21 protein-coding genes are annotated in these 22,778 nt (G+C 35.0%); 15 read left to right on the forward strand and 6 right to left on the reverse strand.

Translation table 11 applies throughout. The annotated features are described in order from the left end of the window. Positions 1-4: 4 nt before the first annotated feature. From ilvC to ilvA, 3 genes are read left to right on the forward strand one after another with little or no spacing between them, the layout of a single operon-like run. Positions 5-1,012 carry a ketol-acid reductoisomerase gene (gene ilvC / locus NSQ08_RS07690; protein ID WP_002086292.1) on the forward strand — a complete coding sequence of 336 codons (1,008 nt, stop codon included), beginning with the start codon at positions 5-7 and terminating at the stop codon, positions 1,010-1,012. Positions 1,013-1,058: 46 nt separating this feature from the next. Next, positions 1,059-2,732, forward strand: a complete 1,674-nt coding sequence (gene ilvD, locus NSQ08_RS07695; RefSeq protein ID WP_002012150.1) for a dihydroxy-acid dehydratase — start codon at positions 1,059-1,061, stop codon at positions 2,730-2,732. A 32-nt stretch (positions 2,733-2,764) separates the two neighbouring features. Continuing rightward, complete coding sequence (ilvA, locus tag NSQ08_RS07700) at positions 2,765-4,027, forward strand: threonine ammonia-lyase IlvA (RefSeq protein ID WP_002086291.1); 1,263 nt, start codon at positions 2,765-2,767, stop codon at positions 4,025-4,027. Positions 4,028-4,126: 99 nt separating this feature from the next. On the opposite strand, the gene NSQ08_RS07705 is transcribed toward ilvA, so the two are convergent. Both NSQ08_RS07705 and NSQ08_RS07710 read right to left on the reverse strand, forming a co-directional pair. After that, positions 4,127-4,354, reverse strand: coding sequence for a hypothetical protein (locus NSQ08_RS07705; protein WP_012260734.1), 228 nt, complete (start codon positions 4,352-4,354; stop codon positions 4,127-4,129). Positions 4,355-4,406: 52 nt separating this feature from the next. Then, entirely contained in the window at positions 4,407-5,510 is a 1,104-nt protein-coding gene (locus tag NSQ08_RS07710; RefSeq protein WP_340773190.1) for a CapA family protein, read from the reverse strand. A 213-nt stretch (positions 5,511-5,723) separates the two neighbouring features. On the opposite strand from NSQ08_RS07710, the gene NSQ08_RS07715 reads away from it, so the two are divergent. From NSQ08_RS07715 to NSQ08_RS07725, 3 genes are all read left to right on the forward strand, one after another. Next, positions 5,724-6,443, forward strand: coding sequence for a DUF554 domain-containing protein (locus tag NSQ08_RS07715; protein ID WP_000236011.1), 720 nt, complete (start codon positions 5,724-5,726; stop codon positions 6,441-6,443). Between the two features lie 14 nt (positions 6,444-6,457). Next, positions 6,458-7,324, forward strand: a complete 867-nt coding sequence (locus NSQ08_RS07720) for a GNAT family N-acetyltransferase (protein ID WP_002086287.1) — start codon at positions 6,458-6,460, stop codon at positions 7,322-7,324. Positions 7,325-7,440: 116 nt separating this feature from the next. After that, positions 7,441-8,655: a multidrug efflux MFS transporter gene (locus NSQ08_RS07725; protein WP_002086285.1), complete on the forward strand. Its 1,215-nt coding sequence runs from the start codon at positions 7,441-7,443 to the stop codon at positions 8,653-8,655. A gap of 55 nt (positions 8,656-8,710) precedes the next feature. On the opposite strand, the gene NSQ08_RS07730 is transcribed toward NSQ08_RS07725, so the two are convergent. Further along, positions 8,711-9,472 (reverse strand): DODA-type extradiol aromatic ring-opening family dioxygenase, encoded by a 762-nt coding sequence (locus NSQ08_RS07730; protein ID WP_340773198.1) that lies wholly within the window; start codon positions 9,470-9,472, stop codon positions 8,711-8,713. Between the two features lie 209 nt (positions 9,473-9,681). On the opposite strand from NSQ08_RS07730, the gene NSQ08_RS07735 reads away from it, so the two are divergent. The 5 genes from NSQ08_RS07735 (at position 9,682) to NSQ08_RS07755 (ending at position 14,912) form a co-directional block, all read left to right on the forward strand. Beyond that, positions 9,682-10,605 (forward strand): alpha/beta fold hydrolase, encoded by a 924-nt coding sequence (locus tag NSQ08_RS07735; RefSeq protein WP_002086283.1) that lies wholly within the window; start codon positions 9,682-9,684, stop codon positions 10,603-10,605. Positions 10,606-10,661: 56 nt separating this feature from the next. Then, positions 10,662-11,267, forward strand: coding sequence for a pentapeptide repeat-containing protein (locus NSQ08_RS07740; protein WP_002031189.1), 606 nt, complete (start codon positions 10,662-10,664; stop codon positions 11,265-11,267). Positions 11,268-11,389: 122 nt separating this feature from the next. Next, positions 11,390-11,749, forward strand: a complete 360-nt coding sequence (locus tag NSQ08_RS07745; protein ID WP_002031187.1) for a YunG family protein — start codon at positions 11,390-11,392, stop codon at positions 11,747-11,749. 53 nt (positions 11,750-11,802) lie between these two features. Next, a complete protein-coding gene (locus NSQ08_RS07750; protein WP_340773210.1) occupies positions 11,803-13,128 on the forward strand; it encodes a bifunctional S-methyl-5'-thioadenosine deaminase/S-adenosylhomocysteine deaminase in 1,326 nt (441 codons plus the stop codon). A gap of 155 nt (positions 13,129-13,283) precedes the next feature. Beyond that, on the forward strand, positions 13,284-14,912 hold the full coding sequence (locus NSQ08_RS07755; RefSeq protein WP_002141280.1) for a peptide ABC transporter substrate-binding protein: 1,629 nt from the start codon (positions 13,284-13,286) through the stop codon (positions 14,910-14,912). A gap of 65 nt (positions 14,913-14,977) precedes the next feature. Here NSQ08_RS07755 and NSQ08_RS07760 read toward each other — a convergent pair whose 3' ends face one another. Continuing rightward, a complete protein-coding gene (locus tag NSQ08_RS07760; protein ID WP_002141281.1) occupies positions 14,978-15,508 on the reverse strand; it encodes a GNAT family N-acetyltransferase in 531 nt (176 codons plus the stop codon). Between the two features lie 143 nt (positions 15,509-15,651). On the opposite strand from NSQ08_RS07760, the gene NSQ08_RS07765 reads away from it, so the two are divergent. The 3 genes from NSQ08_RS07765 (at position 15,652) to NSQ08_RS07775 (ending at position 18,350) form a co-directional block, all read left to right on the forward strand. Beyond that, entirely contained in the window at positions 15,652-16,350 is a 699-nt protein-coding gene (locus NSQ08_RS07765) for a response regulator transcription factor (RefSeq protein ID WP_002141282.1), read from the forward strand. Next, a complete protein-coding gene (locus NSQ08_RS07770; protein WP_002141285.1) occupies positions 16,340-17,407 on the forward strand; it encodes a sensor histidine kinase in 1,068 nt (355 codons plus the stop codon). The genes NSQ08_RS07765 and NSQ08_RS07770 overlap by 11 nt, the downstream gene beginning before the upstream one ends. 82 nt (positions 17,408-17,489) lie before the next feature. After that, positions 17,490-18,350, forward strand: coding sequence for a M23 family metallopeptidase (locus NSQ08_RS07775; RefSeq protein ID WP_002141286.1), 861 nt, complete (start codon positions 17,490-17,492; stop codon positions 18,348-18,350). Positions 18,351-18,409: 59 nt separating this feature from the next. Here the strand turns inward: NSQ08_RS07775 and NSQ08_RS07780 are convergent, their stop codons facing one another. Continuing rightward, positions 18,410-19,705: an Nramp family divalent metal transporter gene (locus NSQ08_RS07780; protein WP_001030684.1), complete on the reverse strand. Its 1,296-nt coding sequence runs from the start codon at positions 19,703-19,705 to the stop codon at positions 18,410-18,412. Between the two features lie 493 nt (positions 19,706-20,198). Here NSQ08_RS07780 and trhO point away from each other — a divergent pair, with 493 nt between their 5' ends. After that, positions 20,199-21,158: an oxygen-dependent tRNA uridine(34) hydroxylase TrhO gene (gene trhO, locus NSQ08_RS07785; protein ID WP_002086277.1), complete on the forward strand. Its 960-nt coding sequence runs from the start codon at positions 20,199-20,201 to the stop codon at positions 21,156-21,158. 48 nt (positions 21,159-21,206) lie between these two features. Here the strand turns inward: trhO and NSQ08_RS07790 are convergent, their stop codons facing one another. Then, positions 21,207-22,682 carry a hypothetical protein gene (locus tag NSQ08_RS07790; protein WP_012260743.1) on the reverse strand — a complete coding sequence of 492 codons (1,476 nt, stop codon included), beginning with the start codon at positions 22,680-22,682 and terminating at the stop codon, positions 21,207-21,209. Positions 22,683-22,778: the final 96 nt, after the last annotated feature.

Below are 22,778 nucleotides of genomic sequence, written 5' to 3' on the forward strand. Positions count from 1 at the left end.
GAATATGAAAACTTATTATGAGAAAGATGCAAATTTAGAGCTATTAAAAGGGAAAACAGTTGCGGTAGTCGGATATGGATCTCAAGGTCATGCACAAGCACAAAATTTACGAGATTCTGGTGTGGAAGTTGTAGTTGGTGTTCGCCCTGGTAAGTCATATGAAGTAGCAAAAGCTGATGGATTTGAAGTAATGTCTGTTTCAGAATCGGTTCGAACCGCACAAGTTGTACAAATGTTATTGCCGGATGAACAACAAGCGTATGTATATAAAACAGAAGTAGAAGAGAATCTTCGTGAAGGACAAATGTTACTTTTCTCACATGGTTTTAATATTCACTTCGGACAAATTAATCCGCCAAGTTACGTAGATGTAGCGATGGTCGCGCCGAAAAGTCCAGGTCATCTCGTTCGCCGTGTATTCCAAGAAGGAAATGGTGTCCCAGCATTAGTCGCAGTGCATCAAGATGCAACGGGAACAGCATTAAGTGTAGCACTAGCGTATGCTAAAGGTGTAGGTTGTACACGTGCAGGTGTAATTGAAACGACATTCCAAGAAGAAACAGAGACAGACTTATTCGGTGAGCAAGCAGTACTTTGCGGAGGAGTAACAGCACTTGTGAAAGCTGGTTTTGAAACGTTAACGGAAGGTGGATATCGTCCTGAAATTGCATACTTTGAATGTTTGCATGAATTAAAGTTAATTGTTGATTTAATGTACGAAGGCGGATTAACGAATATGCGTCATTCTATTTCAGATACGGCAGAGTTTGGAGATTATGTAACAGGATCGAGAATTGTTACAGATGAAACGAAGAAGGAAATGAAACGTGTTCTTACAGAAATTCAGCAAGGTGAATTTGCGAAGAAATGGATTTTAGAAAATCAAGCAGGGCGTCCAACGTATAATGCGATGAAAAAAGCAGAACAAAATCATCAGCTAGAAAAAGTAGGAGCAGAGCTTCGTGAAATGATGAGCTGGATTCATGCACCGAAAGAATTAGTAAAGAAATAGATTAATAGAGTATAAGTGGAAAATATGTAAGAAGGGATTTGACAAGATGAGAAGTGACATGATTAAAAAAGGTTTTGATAAAGCTCCGCATCGTAGTTTATTAAAAGCAACTGGTTTAAAAGATGAAGATTTTGATAAACCATTCATAGCAATTTGTAATTCTTTTATTGAAATTATTCCAGGTCATAAGCACTTAAATGAGTTTGGGAAACTTGTTAAAGAAGCAGTACGTGCAGCAGGCATGGTTCCATTTGAATTTAATACAATTGGAGTAGATGACGGTATTGCGATGGGGCATATCGGTATGCGTTATTCGCTTCCGAGTCGTGAAATCATTGCAGATTCAGTAGAAACAGTTGTAAATGCACACTGGTTTGATGGAATGATTTGTATTCCAAACTGTGACAAAATTACACCAGGTATGATGATGGCTGCACTTCGAATAAACATTCCAACTGTTTTCGTTTCAGGTGGTCCGATGGCAGCGGGGAAAACATCTAAAGGGGAAGTTGTCGATTTAAGTTCTGTTTTTGAAGGGGTAGGAGCCTATCAATCTGGGAAAATTTCAGAAGAAGAATTAAAGGATATTGAAGATCATGGCTGTCCATCTTGTGGTTCTTGTTCCGGTATGTTTACAGCGAACTCTATGAACTGTTTATGTGAAGTGTTAGGTTTAGCTCTTCCTGGTAACGGGAGTATTTTAGCGATTGATCCAAGACGTGAGGAGTTAATTAAACAAGCAGCAGAAAAATTAAAAATTTTAATTGAAAGAGATATTAAACCACGCGACATTGTAACAGAAGAAGCAATTGATGATGCGTTTGCACTTGATATGGCGATGGGTGGATCAACGAATACAGTATTACACACGTTAGCACTCGCACAAGAGGCGGGGTTAGATTACGATATGAACCGCATTGATGCAGTTTCAAGGCGTGTACCGCATTTATGTAAAGTAAGTCCAGCTTCTAATTGGCATATGGAAGATATCGATCGCGCAGGCGGGATTAGTGCAATTTTGAAAGAGATGAGCCGAAAAGAAGGGGTACTTCACCTTGATCGTATAACTGCTACTGGGCAAACATTAAGAGAAAACATTGCTCATGCAGAGATTCAAGATAAGGAAGTTATTCATTCTCTAGAAAATCCTCATAGTGAAGAAGGAGGATTACGTATATTAAAAGGAAACCTTGCGAAAGACGGAGCGGTTATTAAAAGCGGAGCAACAGAAGTAAAACGATTTGAAGGACCTTGCGTTATTTTTAATTCACAAGATGAGGCGCTTGCCGGCATTATGCTTGGGAAAGTTAAGAAAGGAGATGTAGTTGTTATTCGCTATGAAGGACCAAGAGGCGGACCTGGTATGCCGGAAATGTTAGCACCAACATCAGCAATTGCTGGTATGGGATTAGGAGCAGATGTTGCACTTTTAACTGATGGTCGCTTCTCTGGTGCTTCACGTGGTATTTCGGTAGGGCACATTTCACCAGAAGCAGCAGCTGGCGGAACGATTGCACTTCTTGAACAAGGAGATATTGTATGTATTGATGTTGAGGAACGCTTGTTAGAAGTGAGAGTTAGTGATGAGGAATTAGAGAAGCGTAAAAAAGGGTGGAAACGACCAGAACCAAAAGTGAAAACTGGGTGGCTTGGACGTTATGCACAAATGGTAACATCGGCGAATACAGGTGCAGTTCTGAAAATCCCGAATTTTGATTGAGCCAATATAAAAAGAGATAAGGATGATATAAAATGGTGCAAAATGTAAAGGAGAGAGTGAAAATTGAAGATATCTTAATGGCTCATAATTGCATGAAAGATATCATTATTAAAACACCGTTACAACGAGATTCAGTTTTATCTGAGAAATATGAATGTGACGTATATGTTAAGCGAGAAGATTTACAAGTTATTCGTTCTTTCAAAATTCGTGGTGCGTATAATTTAATTCAAAGTTTACCGAAAGAAAAGTTACAAAATGGTGTTGTTTGTGCAAGTGCTGGTAATCATGCACAAGGAGTTGCTTATACGTGTAATTTATTGAAGATTCCGTCAAAAATTTTCATGCCGACAACGACACCTAAGCAAAAAGTATCACAAGTTGAATTTTTCGGTGGTGATTTCGCAGACATTGTATTAGTTGGTGATACATTTGATAGTTCTTTCCAAGAGGCGCAGCGCTATTGTGTAGAAAATAGGATGACATTTGTACATCCGTTTGATGATCCGTATGTCGTTGCTGGTCAAGGAACAGTCGCTGTTGAAATTATGCATGATATGGAGAAACCAGTTGATTATATATTTACAGCAATTGGCGGTGGTGGATTAGCATCTGGTATTGGTACATATGTAAAGGGGGTTAGTCCTACTACAAAGGTAATCGGTGTAGAACCGATGGGAGCTGCATCTATGAAAGAAGCTTTTCTTCAAAATGAAAATGTTGCATTAGAAAAGATTGATAGTTTTGTTGATGGAGCAGCTGTTAAGAAGGTAGGAAAGTTAACTTTTGAAACATGTAAAGATGTAATTGATGATATTGTTTTAGTACCGGAGGGAAAGGTTTGTACAACGATTTTAGAACTGTATAAGAAAAATGCGATTGTAGCAGAGCCAGCTGGTGCGCTTTCTATTGCGGCGCTTGATCTATACAGAGATGAAATAAAGGGAAAAACAGTTGTATGCACGTTAAGTGGTGGAAATAATGATATTGATAGAATGCAAGAAATGAAAGAACGATCCCTTATTCATGAAGGATTAAAGCACTATTTCATCATTGAATTTCCGCAACGTTCAGGAGCACTACGAGAGTTTCTTGATAAAGGATTAGGACCGGAAGATGATATTACTCGCTTTGAGTATATTAAGAAACATAATAAAGAAAATGGTCCAGCTTTAGTGGGGGTAGAATTAAAGCATAAGGAAGACTATGAAGCTTTAATTACTCGTTTTCAAGAAAATAACATTCAATTCGTGGAGCTTAATAAAAATCCTGTGCTGTTTGATTTACTTATTTAATAAAAGAAAAGAGTTAACATACAATTCTACTTGAAATAAAAAAGGTAGATACAAGCGGAGGGAAATCCTGCTTGTTCTATCTTTTTTATTCTTTGAAAGTTAAACGAAATACGCTCCATATTCAAGAAGGATAAAGCTAGTTAACCAAAAAAGTATTGCAATACGAATGATTACATACATTGTAAATTCAAAGGGAGTAAGTTTTCTCTCTCGCTTTATTTTTCTTAGAAGTCTAACAGAAAAAAATGAACATAAAAGCAGGATCGCTATAGATATTTTATACACGTTTTCTAACAGACTTATATTTTCTAATAAGTTTTTCAGCATATTCATCACCTATCCCGTAATGTATGTTACAGAGAAATGAATCTCGTGCTGTTTAGTTGCGTTTGTTTATTATTTTCCCAGTGTCATCAATTTCTACATCAGTTGAAACCGTTTGTAAATATTGCAGTGCTTTTTTCTTTTCTTCTTCATTTACAGGAGAAACTTGGTTGTTGCGAATGATGTAAGGATTGAATGACATTTGGACATCCTTACCTTTAAAGGTTAAAGTTAATACGCCTGTTTCGGCACTCTTTCCATTTACATAATTCGGGAATAAAAAGTTTCCTAACGAGTATGCGATAGGAACTTTATTGTAATACTCAAATCCTTGTAACCAATGCGGGTGACTTCCAACGATTGCATCAGCACCCGCCTCTACCATTTTCGGAACATATTGTTTCTGGTATTCTATTGGACGATTAGATTTTTCGACGCCCCAATGCATATAGACGATTACATAATCAGCATCTTTCTTTTGCTCTTGAATCGTTTTTGTTACAAGATCTAGGTCATATCCGTTTGCAACGCCGGGTTTATTGTCACCAGCTACCCAATTAAAGTTAGGCATAAAGCGTACAAAGGAAAGAAATTTAAACTTTTTTCCTTTTACAGTTAGTTCACGAGCAGTATAAGCATCTTCAGCATTTTTTCCGGCTCCAGTGTAAGGTAGTTTTAATTTTTCGACGTGAGAAATGGTGTCTAGTAGTCCATCTTGCCCATAATCAAGCGTATGGTTATTGCCAACGTTCACGATGTCATATCCGGTGTTTTTAATGGCTTGTAGTGTGGATGGATCACTTTTAATCCAAAATTGTTGCCCAGGTACTTTTTTTTCTCTCGTTGTAAATGCTGACTCTAAATTAACAAAAGAAATATCAGCTTTCGTTATTTCTTCTTTTACGTGTTGGAATGGATAATCAGCCCCATTTTTTTCGATTACGGGACGTAATTGCCAATCGAACATTGTATCACCAGAGAAGGTGAGTGTGATTTCAGGGTCTTCGGTTTTCTTTTCGCTTTTTGAAGCTGTTTTACTAGATTTGTTTTGCATATCAGGTTTGTCTTTCGCTTTTGAAATAAAAGAGTAGTTGATTAATAAAACAATTGGTGTAATGAAAAAGGCTATTAACAGAAATCGTTTTAGTAAAGTTTTCATAAATACCTTCCCTTTTGAGTTTATCCCGCAATTAGATTAATAATGAATCTACTAAAGGCAATCGGTCTTTGTATAGTTACAAAAAAATAGCGGGTTATGTAGTGAAAAACGTTTGTTAATATTCACAATATTACGTTAACATATAGGTAACCTGTAAATCAATGTATAAACCAAAATATAGAAATAAAGAATTCGAAGGGTGAAGAATGAGAAATGGTTATATTAGGAGCAGTTGTAAATGGGATTTGTATTATATTTGGTACTTTACTTGGTAAATTATTTAGTGCGATTCCAGAAAGTATGAAGGGAACAATTATGCATGCAATTGGTTTAGCGGTTACTGTACTTGGACTTCAAATGGCATTAAAAAGTGAAAATTTTCTTGTTGTCATACTAAGTTTAGTTATTGGTACGGTAATCGGAGAATGGCTACAATTAGAAGAAAGGTTAAAACTGTTAGGGGATTGGCTAGAAAATAAAGTTGGATCGAAAGGGAAAGGGAGCATATCAGAAGGCTTTGTAACAGCCACGCTTATTTTTGCAATCGGAGCGATGGGGATACTTGGTGCATTGGACAGTGGGATTCGCGGAAATCATGATATTTTATTTACAAAGGCGATTATCGATGGATTCATTTCTATTATATTAACGACAACTCTAGGAATTGGCGTAGTATTTTCAGCGATTCCAGTGATTTTATATGAGGGAGGTATTGCAGTTTTTGCAACACAAATTAATAGTTTTGTTCCAAAAGAATTAATGAATCAATTTATAGTGGAAATGACGGCTACTGGCGGTATTATGATATTCGCAATCGGATTAAACTTACTTGGATTTATTAAAATTAAAGTGGCAAATTTACTTCCAGGCATATTAATGGTTGGAGTAATTGTTTCTATTATATACGGTTATGGTTTGATAATAAGTCATTAGGGGAAGGGATATAGATGATGGAATTCCAATTTACAAAACGTGCATATAAAATATTGGAGATTGCAGCAGAAGAGGCTGAGTGTAGTAAAGGTATTATCCATCCAGTTCATCTATTTATAGGAGCTTGTAAGGAAGGTAATGGAGTTTGCGCGGAGTTACATATGTATTTATTTCACACGGTGGGTATGGATTTTTTAGCAAAGGTATCGCTACTTCAACAATATTATGCAAATGAAATAGAATACATAAATATTGGGGAGTTTAAAGTTTCAAATAAGACGATAGAAGTTTTAAAAGTAGCGAAGAAACGGATGGAACGTTTTCAGCAAATAGTAATAAATGAAGGGCATGTTTTATATGCAATTTTTCAAGGGGATACAGTTATTGATAAGGTTATAAGTGAAAAGATGAAAAAAGATCTATTGCAAATTACATCTGAACCAAGAGACTTGACGGTTGCATTAACAATATTTGATCCTATTTGTAATAGTTTAAGCTGTAATATTAGAAAAGCGATCTCTTCTGATTTTGAAAAGTTGGCACGTTTTGTTAAGGATGAATTTGGTGAGCGTTGGTTAAAATCTTTAGATTATGGATTTCGGACATATAAAGAAGAGTTACCTATTTTTATTGCTGAACAAGGAGGAGAAATCATTGGTTTCGCTTGTTATGATGTTGTGAGAGGAAAGAAAGGGTTGTTTGGCCCGATGGGTACAGCGAAACATAATCGTGTGAACGGTGTTGGGAAGACGTTATTGAATCATTGTTTATATAACATGAAGAAAAGCGGATATGAGTATGCAATTATAGGACAAGCAGGTCCGATTGAGTTTTATGAGAGGTGCTGTAATGCACGTTTAATACCCATAGGAGATAATTAACTCTATCCCTTTGCAAAGAATGCAAAGGGATAGAGTTTTATTATGTATAAATCAAATTACTAAACTTTTTCCAGGAAACGGTGTAGAATGGGTATCTAATGAAAGAAGGTGTGAAAATGGCCAGCTGGAAACGAAATTTAATGATTTGTTGGCTAGGTTGTTTTACCACTGCAGCCGGTATGAGTTTAGTAATTCCTTTTTTATCTTTTTATATTGAGGAATTAGGGGTGACCGGCACTTCTAGTATTGCACAGTGGTCGGGACTTGCATTTGGTGTAACATTTTTAATGGGTGCGATTGTATCACCGATATGGGGAAAGCTGGGTGATATACATGGACGGAAATTGATGCTTATACGTGCTAGCCTTGGTATGGCGATAATTATGACGCTTATGGGGTTTGTGACAGATGTGTATCAATTAGTCGCACTTCGGTTTTTAATGGGATCGGTATCAGGTTTCCTTTCTACAGCGATGACACTTATTGCTGCAGAAACTCCGCAAGAACATTCAGGTTGGGCAATTTCTACAATCTCAACTGGAGGCGTGAGCGGTTCGTTACTTGGGCCGATACTCGGAGGTTATTTGTCAGAGTTAATCGGAATGCGCCATGTTTTTCTAGTTACAGGAGCTTTCTTATTCCTGTCCTTTCTTATCGTCTTTTTCTTCTTACATGAGGAGAAACATTCTGCTAAAGAAAAAAAGGCACAGCCGAAAAAAGTATGGACGATGGTCCCTGCAAAACATTTAATAATAAGTTTATTTGTAGCAACGTTTATTATTCAGCTTGCAAATATGTCGATTCAACCTATTATTACGTTGTATGTAAAGCATTTGGCAGGACCAGGAACAGATCATATTGAAATGCTTGCAGGTGCAGTCATGTCTGCGACAGGATTAGCAGTTATTTTAGCAGCTCCTAAGCTAGGAAGATTATCAGATCATATTGGACCTCAAAAAACGTTAGTTGTAGCGTTGTTTGCTGCAGGAATTATTTTTATTCCGCAAGCATTTGTAACCTCAGCTTGGCAACTATTAATTCTTCGCTTTTTATTAGGTATTGCACAAGCAGGACTATTACCTTCCGTACAAACTCTACTAAAACAACATACGCCAACCCATGTAACGGGACGAATATTTGGATATAATCAATCATTTCAGTTTTTAGGAAATATGATTGGGCCAGTACTTGGTGGACAAATTGCAGCTCATGCAGGCTTCCAATATGTTTTCTTCTCTACATCATCACTATTATTTATTGCGTGCATTTGGGTTTATTTTCATAGTAAGAACGAAGAGGTATCAGAGAAACGACATTTGGAAGTTAGTTAACTATGTGAATGAAAAACAGAAAAAGGATGAAGCAATATTGCTTCATCCTTTTTCATTAAAATTGAAGGCAAAGATAACTTAATGTACCAAGCTCGTAGCTACGGTGAATGACCGTACCGTCGTTCTCACCACTACCCATCGCGATAAATAGAGGAACAAAATGTTCCGCTCTTGGTACAGCTAATTGTGCATGAGGAGCATTTCTTTCCCAGTTAAACAATGCATCTTTATCGCTAGTATGCATATGATTTATAATCCAATCATCAAATTCAATCGCCCATTGTTCCGGAGTTGTTTCATTCCATTTTAATGCTCGTAAATTATGAACAGTAACTCCGCTGCCGATTACTAAAATATCTTCTTGTCCAAGTCCTTTTAGTGCTTCTCCAATTTCAAATTGTTCTTTTGCAGGAAGGAATGGATTTACTGATATTTGTACGACAGGAATATTGGCTTCTGGGTACATACGATGCAGGAGTGTCCATGAGCCATGATCTAAACCTCTCGTCATATTATGATGGACTGGAATGCCTTTGTTTTTAAATTTTGTTTCTAGCATAGACGCAATGCTAGAAGAGCCTTTCGCATGATATTTGATTTCGTATAACTCAGGAGGAAAATCTCCAAAGTCATAAATTGTTTCATATACTTCATCTGAAGAGGAGATCGTTAATACTTCACTTTCCCAGTGAGCGGTAAAAATAACAATAGCTTTCGGTTTATATGTTTCTCCAAGTGTCTTTAAAAAGCGTGTATAGTCTGTATCTTGAATAGCAAGCATAGGTGATCCATGTGCTAAAAATAGTGAGGGCATCATGATTAAAACCTCCTAAAAATATATTAATTACTTTATGTAAGTAACTATATAATTTTATTTTAAATTCGTCAAGATAATAGTTTAATATGTAATCGGAAAAATAGATCATTTGTCATAATGAAAGCAATTGCATATAATACATAATAAGAATAATGAATGTTTATTCATTATAAAAAAAGATATACATAATAGATTTGGAGGCTGTCGGAATGAGCATACAGGAAAATTTCGTTACGGCATTGGATAAATCGGAAATTTACTTGCGTAAATGGTTACCAGAAGGAAATCCGCGGGGAATTGTTCAAATTGCACATGGTATGACAGAACATGCAGGTGTTTATACAGAATTTATTGATGCTTTATTAGAAGCAGGATATGGTGTTTATGCTCATGATCATAAAGGGCATGGAAAAACAGTGAAAAGGGAAGAAGACTATGGTCATTTTGAACCAAATGTAGGTTGGAATCAGGCTGTGTCTGATGTTATCTTTGTTTCGGAAATGATAAAAGAAGAGCAGACATGCCCGTTATTTTTACTTGGACATAGTATGGGTTCTTTTTTATCAAGACGTGCTGTACAACTTAAAGGTGAATTATATGATGGATTCCTTATTTCAGGAACTGGTGGAAATCCAGGGCTTTTAGGAAGTATCGGTCATAAAGTAGCGACAATTGAGATGAAACTTCGCGGAAAGAAAACGAAAAGTCCGATGCTGAACTTCTTATCTTTCGGAAACTTCAACTCACACTTTAAGCCAAATCGTACGAAATTTGATTGGTTATCTTCAGATATTCATCAAGTTGATAAGTATATTGCGGATCCGTTATGTGGATTCATTTGCACGACTAGTTTTTACCGAGAATTGTTTCATGGAGTTCTAGAAGTAAATAAAATAGAAGAATACAAGAAGACACCAAAAAATCTTCCAATACATATATTCTCTGGTGATCGTGATCCTGTTGGGGATATGGGGAAAGGTGTAAAAGAAGTATACGAAAACTATAAAAAATGTGGTGTGAAAGATGTAACACTTCGTTTATATGAAAATGGTAGACATGAAATGTTCCATGAAGTGAATAGAGAAGATGTATTTCAAGATTTGATTTCATGGTTAGATGAGCATATTGTATAAGAAGAAACCTCACTTCATGCTGAAGTGAGGTTTTTTGAAAAATTGGAGGATTGATTATGAGTGAATTTGTAAATAAAGAATATGTAGAAATAGATTTTCAAGATGTCTGGATAAAAGACGAGGAATTGAAAAATTGTACCTTTATAAAATGCCGTTTTAGAGGGATAGATGCATCAGAAGTTTTTACTAAAAATTGTAATTTCATAGAATGTGATTTTACTGGTACTCTTTTTAATGCTTCTATCCATCAAGGAACTACGTTTGCTAATTGTAGGTTTTTTGGTGCGAATTTATTTGTATCTAAGTTTGAAGAATGTAAAATGACTGGTTCGGATTTCGAAGAGGCGAATTTAGACGGAATAACAATTATATCAGGCGATTGGTCATATACGAATTTAAGGTTTGCAAACTTAAGTAAACAAATGTTAAAGGGTATTCGTTTAATTGAAGCTGACCTATATGAATGTAATTTAGAAAAAGCAGATTTGCGTGAAGCGGATTTAACGGGCGCACAATTAGGTAAGGTGAAACTTAGTGGGGCGGATTTAAGAGGAGCTGTAGTTGATAGAGTTGATTTTAAAGCTTTTGATTTAAAAAACGTGAAATTAGATATAGCGCAGGCGGTTGCAGTTGCGAGATGTTATGGAGCAAAGGTGAATTAAATCATTTGTAACACCGTTCAATATATTGAACGGTGTTACAAATAGTAATGATTTTTAAAAATTGCCTTTTACCGCTTTTATAATATGATGTGTGAAATTGCTAATGTCAGGAGATGCTGAATATGGATAGCATAAAGATTAAACAACTATATGAAGCATTAAGAAAATCTTGGTCAATAGAAACGAGTTCTAAGTGGACGAGCGAAAGCCCAGCAAAGGGACAATGTGGTGTAACGGCCCTTATTGTCCAAGAATTGTGCGGGGGAGAGATAATAAAGACGAAGATAGGTGAAGTATGGCATTTCTACAATAAAGTAGATGGGAAAAGGTATGATTTTACTAGGACCCAATTTCATGAAACATTAAACTATATGGACATGAAGTCGAGCCGTGAAGAAGCATTTGCAGATACAAATGAAAAACAATATAGCATTTTGAAGGAAAAGACAACGAAAAAATTAAAATTATCTTTTGACTCTTAGTCTTCAATAAGTTACTATAATGGTGGTAACTAATTAAAGGGAACTTCATAGAGTTGAAAGGGGAAATACTTTTGAAAACAACTTATGTAGACGCTACAATTGCAACGATGAATGAACAAAATGAAGTGATAGAAAATGGATATATCATTGTAGAAAATGATCAAATTATAGATGTAAATAGCGGAGAATTCGCTAACGATTTTGAAGTAGATGAAGTAATTGACATGAAAGGAAAGTGGGTTTTACCAGGGCTTGTCAATACACATACACATGTTGTTATGAGCCTTTTGAGAGGTATCGGAGATGATATGTTATTGCAGCCATGGCTTGAGACGAGAATTTGGCCACTTGAAAGTCAGTTTACGCCAGAGCTTGCGATCGCTAGCACGGAATTAGGATTACTTGAAATGGTGAAAGGTGGTACAACATCATTCTCTGATATGTTTAATCCTATTGGAGTAGACCAAGATGCAATTATGGAAACGGTATCAAGGAGTGGAATGCGTGCTGCTGTTTCAAGAACTTTATTTAGCTTCGGAACGAAAGACGATGAAAAGAAAGCAATTGAAGAAGCTGAGAAATATGTGAAGCGTTACTATAACGAAAGTGGTATGTTAACTACGATGGTTGCACCGCATAGTCCATATACATGTTCCACAGAACTGTTAGAAGAGTGTGCTCGTATTGCAGTAGAAAATCAAACGATGGTTCATATTCATCTTTCTGAAACAGAGCGTGAAGTACGTGATATTGAAGCACAGTATGGGAAGCGTCCAGTAGAATATGCAGCAAGTTGCGGATTGTTTAAACGCCCAACAGTTATTGCGCACGGTGTAGTATTAAATGAAAATGAGCGTGCATTTTTAGCAGAACATGATGTTCGAGTAGCTCATAACCCAAATAGTAATTTAAAACTAGGTTCTGGTATAGCGAATGTAAAAGCGATGCTAGAAGCAGGAATAAAAGTAGGAATTGCAACAGATAGTGTGGCGTCTAACAACAATTTAGATATGTTTGAAGAAATGCGTATAGCGACTTTATTACAAAAAGGTATTCATCAAGATGCAACAGCATTACCAGTTGAAACAGCTCTTTCACTTGCGACGAAAGGAGCAGCTGAAGTAATTGGTATGAAACAAACGGGATCACTTGAGGTTGGAAAGTGTGCTGATTTTATTACGATTGACCCATCTAATAAGCCGCATTTACAACCGGCAGATGAAGTGTTATCACATCTTGTGTATGCAGCTAGTGGAAAAGATATAAGCGATGTAATTATTAATGGTAAACGTGTCGTTTGGAATGGTGAATGTAAAACATTAGATGAAGAGCGTATTATATTTGAAGCAAGTCGTTATAAACGAGGTTTACAAAGATAGGTAATTATATATCAGTTGAGAAAGCTATCCTTTTTTAAAAGGATAGCTTTTTTCTTGAACGAATAAATATTCAAAAGAATGTCGCATCTTTCTGTTAGTATTTCTGCTATAATATATAACGCTTTATAATATTTTATACTTAAGGAGAACAACTCATGAAGCGAAAAAAGAGCCATTTAATAGTAATGGCACTTGTTACAACTTTATTATTAGCAGCTTGTAATAATAAAGCGAATAAAAGTGACACAGAGGCAAAAAAACAAGTATTAAATGTAACGGTATCAGAAGAAATTCCTTCTCTTGATACTACAAAAACGATGGATGGTACATCAGCGCACGTTATGCAAAACATATTTGAAGGGTTATATGTATTAGATGATCAAGATCAGCCTATTCCAGCAGTAGCAAAATCGTTTGAAAGAAGTGAAGATGGTAAAAAATATACATTTGATTTGCGTAAAGATGCAAAATGGTCAAATGGAGACAGTGTAACAGCCAATGATTTTATGTTTGCGTGGAGACGGGCGGTAAGTCATGAAACAGCGTCTCAATATGCGTATATGCTCTTTTACGTGAAAAATGCGAAAGAGATAAATAAGGGAACAATGCCTCTTGATGAACTTGGGGTTAAAGTTATAAATGATTATAAGTTAGAAGTGGAACTAGAACAGCCAATTCCGTATTTTTTACAGTTGTTAGCGTTACCTATATACTTACCACAGCACGAATCATTTTTAAAAGAACAAGGAGAGAATTATGCATTGGAACCTAGTAATCTCATATATAACGGTCCATTTGTATTAGAGAAGTGGAAGCATGAACAAGAATTTCAATTAAAGAAAAATGATATATATTGGGATAAAAAGAAAGTGAAATTAGAAGAAATAAACTTTCAAATTGTGAAGGATACAGTGACAGCAGTAAATTTATATGAAGCTGGCGATTTGGATCGAGTACCAATTAATTCTCAATTTGTAGACAAGTATAAAGGGAATAAGCAATTGCATATGTCGAGCGATCCTGGAATTGCTATGCTACGTTTTAATGAAAAAAATAATGCGTTAGCAAATAAGAAAGTACGTCAATCTATTTCATTAGCGTTAAATAAGAAGGATTTTGTTGCTCACTTTATTAATAACGGGGCAAAACCTGCAAGTGGACTTGTACCAGTTGGTCATGTAAATGAAGAGACTGGTAAAGATTTTAGAAAAGAAAACGGAGATCTTTCTCCATATGATTTGCAAAATGCGAAAAAGATTTGGGAAGAAGCGAAAAAAGAAGTTGGAGTAGAACAAATAAAACTCGAGTTTTTAACGTTTGAACAAGATAACGCAAAACGTATGGCGGAATATATAAAAGGTGACTTAGAGAAGAATTTGCATGGATTAACGATACAAATTAAACAACAGCCATTTAAGCAAAAATTACAATTAGAACAAACAGGTGATTACGATATATCTATGGTAAATTGGGGACCAGATTATAAAGATCCAATTAGTTATTTAGAGCTATTTACGACAAGTAATCCAAATAATAAAATGAATTATTCTAATCCTCATTACGATGAGCTAATAAAAAAAGCTAAAAATGATCTTATACTAGATCAAAAGAAAAGATGGGAAGCGTTGCGAGAAGCTGAGCAGGTCATATTAGAGGACGCTGCGGTAGCACCGCTTTATCATATTGGTTCCGCTTATGTACAAAAGGATTATGTAAAAGGAATTGAAAAGCATCAATTTGGTGGCGTTTATACTTATAAGAATGCTTATATCGATAATAAGTAAAACTACTAATCAAAAAAGAAACCTTACTTTTAAAAGTGAGGTTTCTTTTTTTGGAATTATATCTATTAAACGGATTTTAATAAAGAATAAAAATTCGTATCATATGGGATATCATCTTGATACATATAGTTTTTTAGAATCCCTTCTTTTTCAAATCCTAATTTTAATAGCACTTTATTTGAAGCTTCGTTTTCAAGAAATACAATTGCCCCGATACGTTTTAAATGGAGCGTATGGAAGCCATAAGATATAATTTCAGAAACTGCCTCAGTAGCATATCCATTTCCCCAGTGTTCAGGCAAAAAGGCATAACTTATATTTGCTCGTTTATGTTCAGAAGACCAATCATGAAAACCAATTGTTCCAATGAGCCCTTTCTTGTCTTTTAATTCGATTCCCCATTTAATGCCGCTTCTTGCGTTGTACCCCAACTTAAAATTAGTAAGGATTTGTTTTACTTGATCCAAATTTTTCAATGGTTTTTGACCATAATGGCGCAGGACATCGGTATTAGAAAAGCACTGTAATATACTCGGTGCATCTTCGTCGGTAAGTTCTCGTAAAATGAGTCGGTTGGTTTTTAATATAGGAAACATATTTTCACTCCATTTCTTATGAAACTAGAATGTATTTGTTATTATATAATTTAATCTGAAAATAAAGATTATTCAAGAGGAAAGTATGGTTTTGATTTGTGATAAAATTGATTGTGGAATATATTTCAAAAAGAGGTTTGTATATGGAGAAAAACTCAATTTTAATTGTAGATGATGATCGAGATATTATTCGATTCGTTAATGAAAATTTAAAACAAGAAGGTTTTAGTGTTTTTAGTGCTGACAACGGAGAAGAGGCGTTAGAGGTATTGAATAATAATGATGTTCAACTTGCTATCCTTGATGTTATGATGCCTCAAATGGATGGGATTGAATTGTGTAGAAGGATAAGAGAGAAATATAGTTTACCAATTATGTTTTTAAGCGCGAAATCATCGGACGTAGATAAAGTCGTTGGATTTAGTACTGGGGCAGATGATTATATTGTGAAACCGTTCAGTACAATTGAATTTATAGCAAGAGTGAAAGCTCAATTAAGAAGGTATACATACTTCAATCAAAATGCTGTTCAAGTAATAGAAAAGAAAATAAACATTAGAGGTTTAGAAATAGATGAAGTGTCGAGAACAGTGATGTTATATGGAGAAACAATCAATCTTACGAAAACTGAATATGATATTTTGTACTTAATGGCCGCTGCAATGAATCGTGTGTTTACTATTGAAGAAATATATGAAAGCGTTTGGAAAGAAAGGGCCTATGAAAGTAATAATACAGTAATGGTTCATATTGCAAGATTAAGAAATAAAATTGAAGAGAATCCAAAAGAGCCGAAGTTTATTCAAAATGTTTGGGGAGTCGGATATAAAATTGAAGATTAAATCATTACAAGGCATGAGAGCTAAGTTTTTTATCGCATTCATATGTAGCATTTTGTTAGCAACTGTAAGTATAATAGCGTTTCAAATTGTAATTGGAAATATATATAGTCATGTTACTGCGTTAGAGGAAAAATATTCATTTTTATATTTAATAGTTTTTTTAATTTTTACTACAATATACTTTGCATTCATGACAAAAACAATGATGAAAAGATTATCTGAAATTAACAAGAGTCTGAAGGAAATAAGTAATGGTAATTTTGAAATACATATACTTATTTCAAAAAATGACGAGATTGGTGAATTAGCAGCGAATGTTAATAGAATGGCCAAAAGTTTAAAAGAGTCTATCGAGAATGAAAAAAAATCGCAAGAAATGAAAAATGAAATGATTAGTAATATTTCTCATGACTTACGAACACCTGTAACATCCCTAATAGGTTACGCGGACCTGTTAGGAAATCAGCTTCATTCAAATAGAGAAGAATGTGAACAGTATGTAAGTATATTAAAGCGAAAAAGTTATGAATTAAAAAATCAAGTAGATGGTTTATTAGAATATTGTCAAATAAATTATAGAGAGATCGAATTACATAAAAGTGTAATAAATATGAAAGCGTTCATTGAACAAATCATGATTGATTTTTTACCACAACTAGATGATGCTGATATGAGCTTTTGTATTAAAGGTGATAAGGTGTTACATGTGGAAATGGATGTAGCGGTTATGGTGAGGCTATTCGAAAATGTAATTAGTAATAGTATTATGTACGGGCAAGACGGAAAGGAGCTTTTAATTCAAGTTTCTAAAAGAGATATGAATGTTGAAATAGAAATTAAAAATTTTGGACAATGCATTCCGAATGAGAACCTTCCTTACGTTTTTGAAAAGTTTTATCGTGGTGAAAAATCACGTAGCTCTCATACGGGTGGAAAAGGAATGGGGCTTGCAATTGCGAGAAGTATAGCGGAACTTCATAAAGGAGATATCACTGTACGTAGTAACGATAAAGAAACGGTTTTCACTATCGTTTTACCGCAGTATAAAGAAATGTAAGAAAGTCGTAAGTATTTCTTTCATATGTCGTAATTTTTACTTCGTATCATGGGGAACAAAGATAGGAGAGTAGGGATATAGCATGTGGAAGAGATTTTTATTAGCGATTATAGTTGCTTTTTTAATTATAAGTTGGAGTTTAGTTTATTTAGGTAATGGCGTTACATCAGTCTTTGTTTGGTGGATTATACAGGCCTTTAGTGTAATTTCAGTTTTTCTCTTAATAGGCTCAGCAGTAATGTTTGTTTGGAAAGGCATTTTTAGAAAGCGGATAGATGGAATGCTACTATTAATAGTTCTGTTTTCTACCATTGGAGCTTGGCCCGTGGGATGGTTCGCTAACATTGGGAGAATTGCATACCCAGTAGATGTACAGTCTATGAGTCCTAAAGTAGTCGTTCGTTTTCCTTTGAATGAACGAGCATTGATAGGTTGGGGCGGCGATAAATTAGAAACGAACTATCACGTTATAAAACCAAATGAACGATGGGCATACGATATTCTCATTCCACCAGCTGAAGTGAAAAGTAGTAAGTTAGAGGATTATGGAATATATGGAGCGAAAGTAATGGCACCAGCTTCTGGGACAGTTGTATCAATTAAAAATGATGAAATAGATTTAGTTCCGGGATCGGATGATTTTCAATCGATGGCGGGAAATCATATTTATTTACGACTGGATGAAACAGGTACATTTTTGTTTCTTGCCCATTTAAAGAAAGGATCAATTAAAGTGAGGGAAGGCGAACGTGTAAATGAAGGGGAGGTTCTTGCCCAAGTCGGTAACTCAGGAAGTTCAAGTGAACCACATTTACATATCCATCATCAAAGGCAGGATCCATCCAAGGTGAGTATGTTTTTCACGGAAGGCTTACCACTTTATTTTCGAACTGAAAAAGGTGCGATAATGCCGGAAAGAGGGACATACATAAGTGGTAAGTAGAAGGAAATCATTTCATACAAAAAGGGTATTCCAAATCAAATTTGGAATACCCTTTTTTATTAACCTACAAATGTTTGATACAGTAAGAAAATATTTAAAACGATAATAAGTGCAGCGATTAACCACGCGATAAATGTTGTAATGCGATGGTTGACGAGTGCACCCATAATCTTCTTATTACTTGTAAACATAATAAGTGGTACTAATGCAAAGGCAATACCGAAAGATAAGACAACTTGACTCATAACGAGAGCGTAAGTTGGATTTACACCTAAAGCGATAATAACGAGAGGCGGAATCATTGTTATAAATCGGCGTAAGTATAACGGAATATGCATTCGAATGAATCCTTGCATAATAATATCACCAGACATCGTACCAACAGAAGAACTAGATAAACCTGCTGATAAAAGTCCAATCCCAAATAATGCAGCCGATACAGGACCGACTAAATTACTGAACTGGTTAAAAGCAACATCAAGGTCTTCAACGTGCAAGCCGTTTTTAAAGAATAGTGCAGCTGCTACAATTAACATACTTGCATTAATTGCTCCAGCGATAACCATTGCAATAATAATATCGATGAATTCGAAGCGGAAAATCTTTTTCTTTTGTTCATCATTTGTTCCGACTACACGGCGCTGCGTTAAGGCCGAATGTAAATATATCGCGTGCGGCATTACTGTCGCACCTAAAATTCCAGCTGCTAAAAGGATGCTATCTACACCTTGGAATTTTGGAGTGAAAAGTCCTGAGAGTAGAGGGCTTAATTCCGGTTTTGCGTAAAAGACTTGGATACCAAAAGCGATAACAACGATAAAAATCATACCTGTTATAATAGCTTCTAATGGACGAAAGCCTCTGCGTTGAAATTCAAGAATAATAAATGATCCAACTGCTGTAATTAAAGCAGCTGGTAACATCGGAATTCCAAATAGTAAGTATAAGCCAAGTGCTGCCCCAATAAATTCAGCTAAATCTGTAGCCATAATAACGAGTTCCCCTTGTATCCATAAACCGATGGAAACTGGTTTGGGGAAGTTTTCGCGAGCTACTTCAGGAAGATTTCTCCCAGTAGCGATTCCTAATTTAGCTGATAAAGTTTGAATTAATACAGCCATTAAATTAGAAGCGAGTATTACCCAAAGCAATAAATACCCATATTGTGATCCAGCTGCGATATTTGTAGCGAAGTTCCCAGGATCAATATAAGCAACTGATGCGATAAAAGCAGGTCCTAAGAATGGTAACAGTCTTTTAAAGCCTTTTGTTTGTCCACTTAACGCTAAATGGGCTGATTGAACTGTTGTACTTTGAGAAGGGACTTGTTCATCTTTTGTTATATCTTTATTCATAGTAGTATTCCCCTTTGAAATCTTAACTTGATTAAAGTTTCACTTTATTTTTACTCATTATTTCAATACATTTAGATATATGATGTGGCAATTTCATTTGAACATAAAAGTTTCCTTAATGCAAATTATATGACTGTGTGCAATGAATGGTGTGACGATGCAAAAAAAATTTGGGAGTTTATGGTTGTTGAATAAGGGAGAAGATAATAAATTATAGGGTTGTTTTTGAAATTTATGTGAACATACAGCCTATATTACAGCATATTAATTGATGGAAATGAAATTGTATGATATATAATATATTGGGATTACAACCTAACCGTAGTGTTTTGTTCTGTAATCTTGTTTTTATTTTTGTTAACTTATAGAAAAAATTGTAAATAGAAGAAAATAGGTTAAGTACAATTTAGTATGTATTTTCTTATTATATATGTTTTGATATGAACGTTAACTTATACATGATTTTAAAATTTAGATAGGTGGTAGAAATACATTGGCAACTACAAAACCATATAGAGTATTACTGTATTACATGTACACAACAATTGAAAATCCAGAAGAATTTGCTGAACAGCATTTAGAATTTTGTAAATCACTTGAGTTAAAAGGAAGAATTCTTGTAGCGACAGAAGGAATTAACGGAACTTGTTCTGGAACTGTTGAGCAAACAGAAAAATACGTGGAAGCGATGAATAATGATCCACGTTTTGCTGGAATCGTATTTAAAATTGATGAGGCAGATGAACATGCATTCAAGAAAATGCACGTACGTCCTCGTTCAGAGTTAGTTACACTTCGTCTAGAAGACGACATTAACCCGAAAGAAATTACTGGGAAGTATTTAGAACCAAAAGATTTTTATGAGGCAATGAAACAAGAAGATACAGTTATCATTGATGCACGAAATGATTATGAATTTGATTTAGGACACTTCAAAGGTGCGATTAAACCAGATATTGAATCATTCCGTGAATTACCAGATTGGATTAGAGAAAATAAAGAAACACTTGAGGGTAAAAAGATTTTAACGTACTGTACAGGTGGAATTCGTTGTGAGAAATTCTCAGGTTGGTTAGTTCGTGAAGGTTATGAAGATGTAAGCCAGCTTCATGGCGGAATTGTAACGTACGGAAAAGATCCAGAAGTACAAGGTGAACTTTGGGATGGTCAATGTTACGTATTTGATGAGCGTATCGCTGTACCAGTAAACCAAAAAGAACATGTTATCGTTGGTAAAGATCACTTTACAGGTGAACCTTGTGAGCGCTATGTAAACTGTGCAAACCCTGAATGTAACAAGAAAATTTTATGTTCTGAAGAAAGTGAAGCAAAACATTTACGTGCATGTTCTCATGAATGTCGTGTACACCCACGTAATCGTTATATCGTGCAACACGAATTAACAGAAGAGCAAGTAGCTGCTACATTAGAAAAAATCGAAGCAGGTAAGTAAGCATAATAGAAAACAGATGGTAGCATCGTGCTGCCATCTGTTTTTTAGTTACTTTGTACTATCCTTCTCTTTCACAGCAGAAAGTACAGTTTGTTTTACCCATGCTTTTCTTCGTTTATGTTGTACACTCCATTGGTATAAACTTTGTATACCTAAAATAAGTGAAATGACTATGCCACTAATCGCTATTAATAGAGCAAAAAATTCAAAAGGCGATGATATTTTGTTTGAATCGGTGTTTCTTAAAAGATCAATCATAGTAAACCCTAACATTTGGCCTACAACAGAATAGAGCGTTAAAATTAATAATAAGAGGCTATCTTTTTTTGAAGCAACATTTTCTTGATATTTAAATAAACTATCGAGATTTTGTTTCGCGTTCGTGTACAGTACTTCAATGTTAAAAAGTTTTCTTAGACGAAAGAAAATATCTTCACTTTGTGATTGGGATACTAATTCTAAAGAAAAATAATTAGCTGTAAACGAATTTATTGAATAAATTAATTTCTCAATCTCATTTGTATCTTGCTCAATATTTAATTCAGCATAGGCGTTTGCCATCTTTAATAAAACAACTTTATGAAATAAATTTAATAATAAAGCGTAATAAAACTCCCCGTACATTTGGCTAGCAAGTTTAGTGACTGCTTGTTCACCTTCATTTGTAATACATGTGAAAATATGTTCTTCCATAATAAAGTAACGGTTAGGAGCCCATCTTTGATAAGAATGTTTTGTTAAATAATCGTGAATATAAGGAACATTATTTGCACTAATATATGGCTTACCATCATCTGATAATCCGGAAAGACTGGAAGCTCGATATACATCGATTATATGAAGGTCTGACTCTTTGTTTATGGATAATAGAGTTTGTACATACATTCGCTGGTCTTCAAAGAAAGGGAATGTTTGAAAGTAAGAACTCCGCAATCTCTTGTTCTCAAAGAAGTCTGTTAAACCATGAAATAAATCACCGAATATAAGTTTTTCTACTTGTGAATATTTTTTCCCATCACATTCAATACAAATAGTCTCAGTCGTATCACTTTTAGTTTCAAGTACACGGAAGCGAGCCGCGAATTCAATCGCTTCTGATAATGTCATGTTAGGAGCGGTTTTTATTTCTGTCCGAATTGTTAAGAACCCAAGCTCATAAGGACAAAGTGTTACATCAATAGAATGTATCTTGAATGGAACGGAAATAAGGTTAGTTGTTAAATGTCCATTTAAATTAAGGTCTTTAGAATAGCGCTGTAATCCTTTTTGATGTTCTGAATGAGGAAAGAGAATTTTATTTGTAAAGGAAAGATAGTATGCTTCCATATTTTGATGTGAAACTTGAAATTTCCCGTAATATGTATTTTCATCTTCAAGATGATCGAGTCGAAAAGGTCGAAAATCATTTTTTTGTAAGAAAGGGAACATATTTTGTTCATATCCAGTTTTAAACGAAAACGGGAATATAAATTGAAATATAGCTGTTGTTACATCTTTTTCCTCGATTGTTTGTATTGCCTCCATTTACATTGTTTCCTTTCCGTATAAGCTATAGAAACAACATGCCCAATTTTTCTTGAAAATAACCTCTCTTGTTCATTAGATTAAGAATGAAAATTC

The sequence above is a fragment of the Bacillus sp. FSL E2-8887 genome (assembly GCF_038007205.1).
In the GTDB taxonomy this organism is placed as follows: Bacteria; Bacillota; Bacilli; order Bacillales; family Bacillaceae_G; genus Bacillus_A; species Bacillus_A mycoides.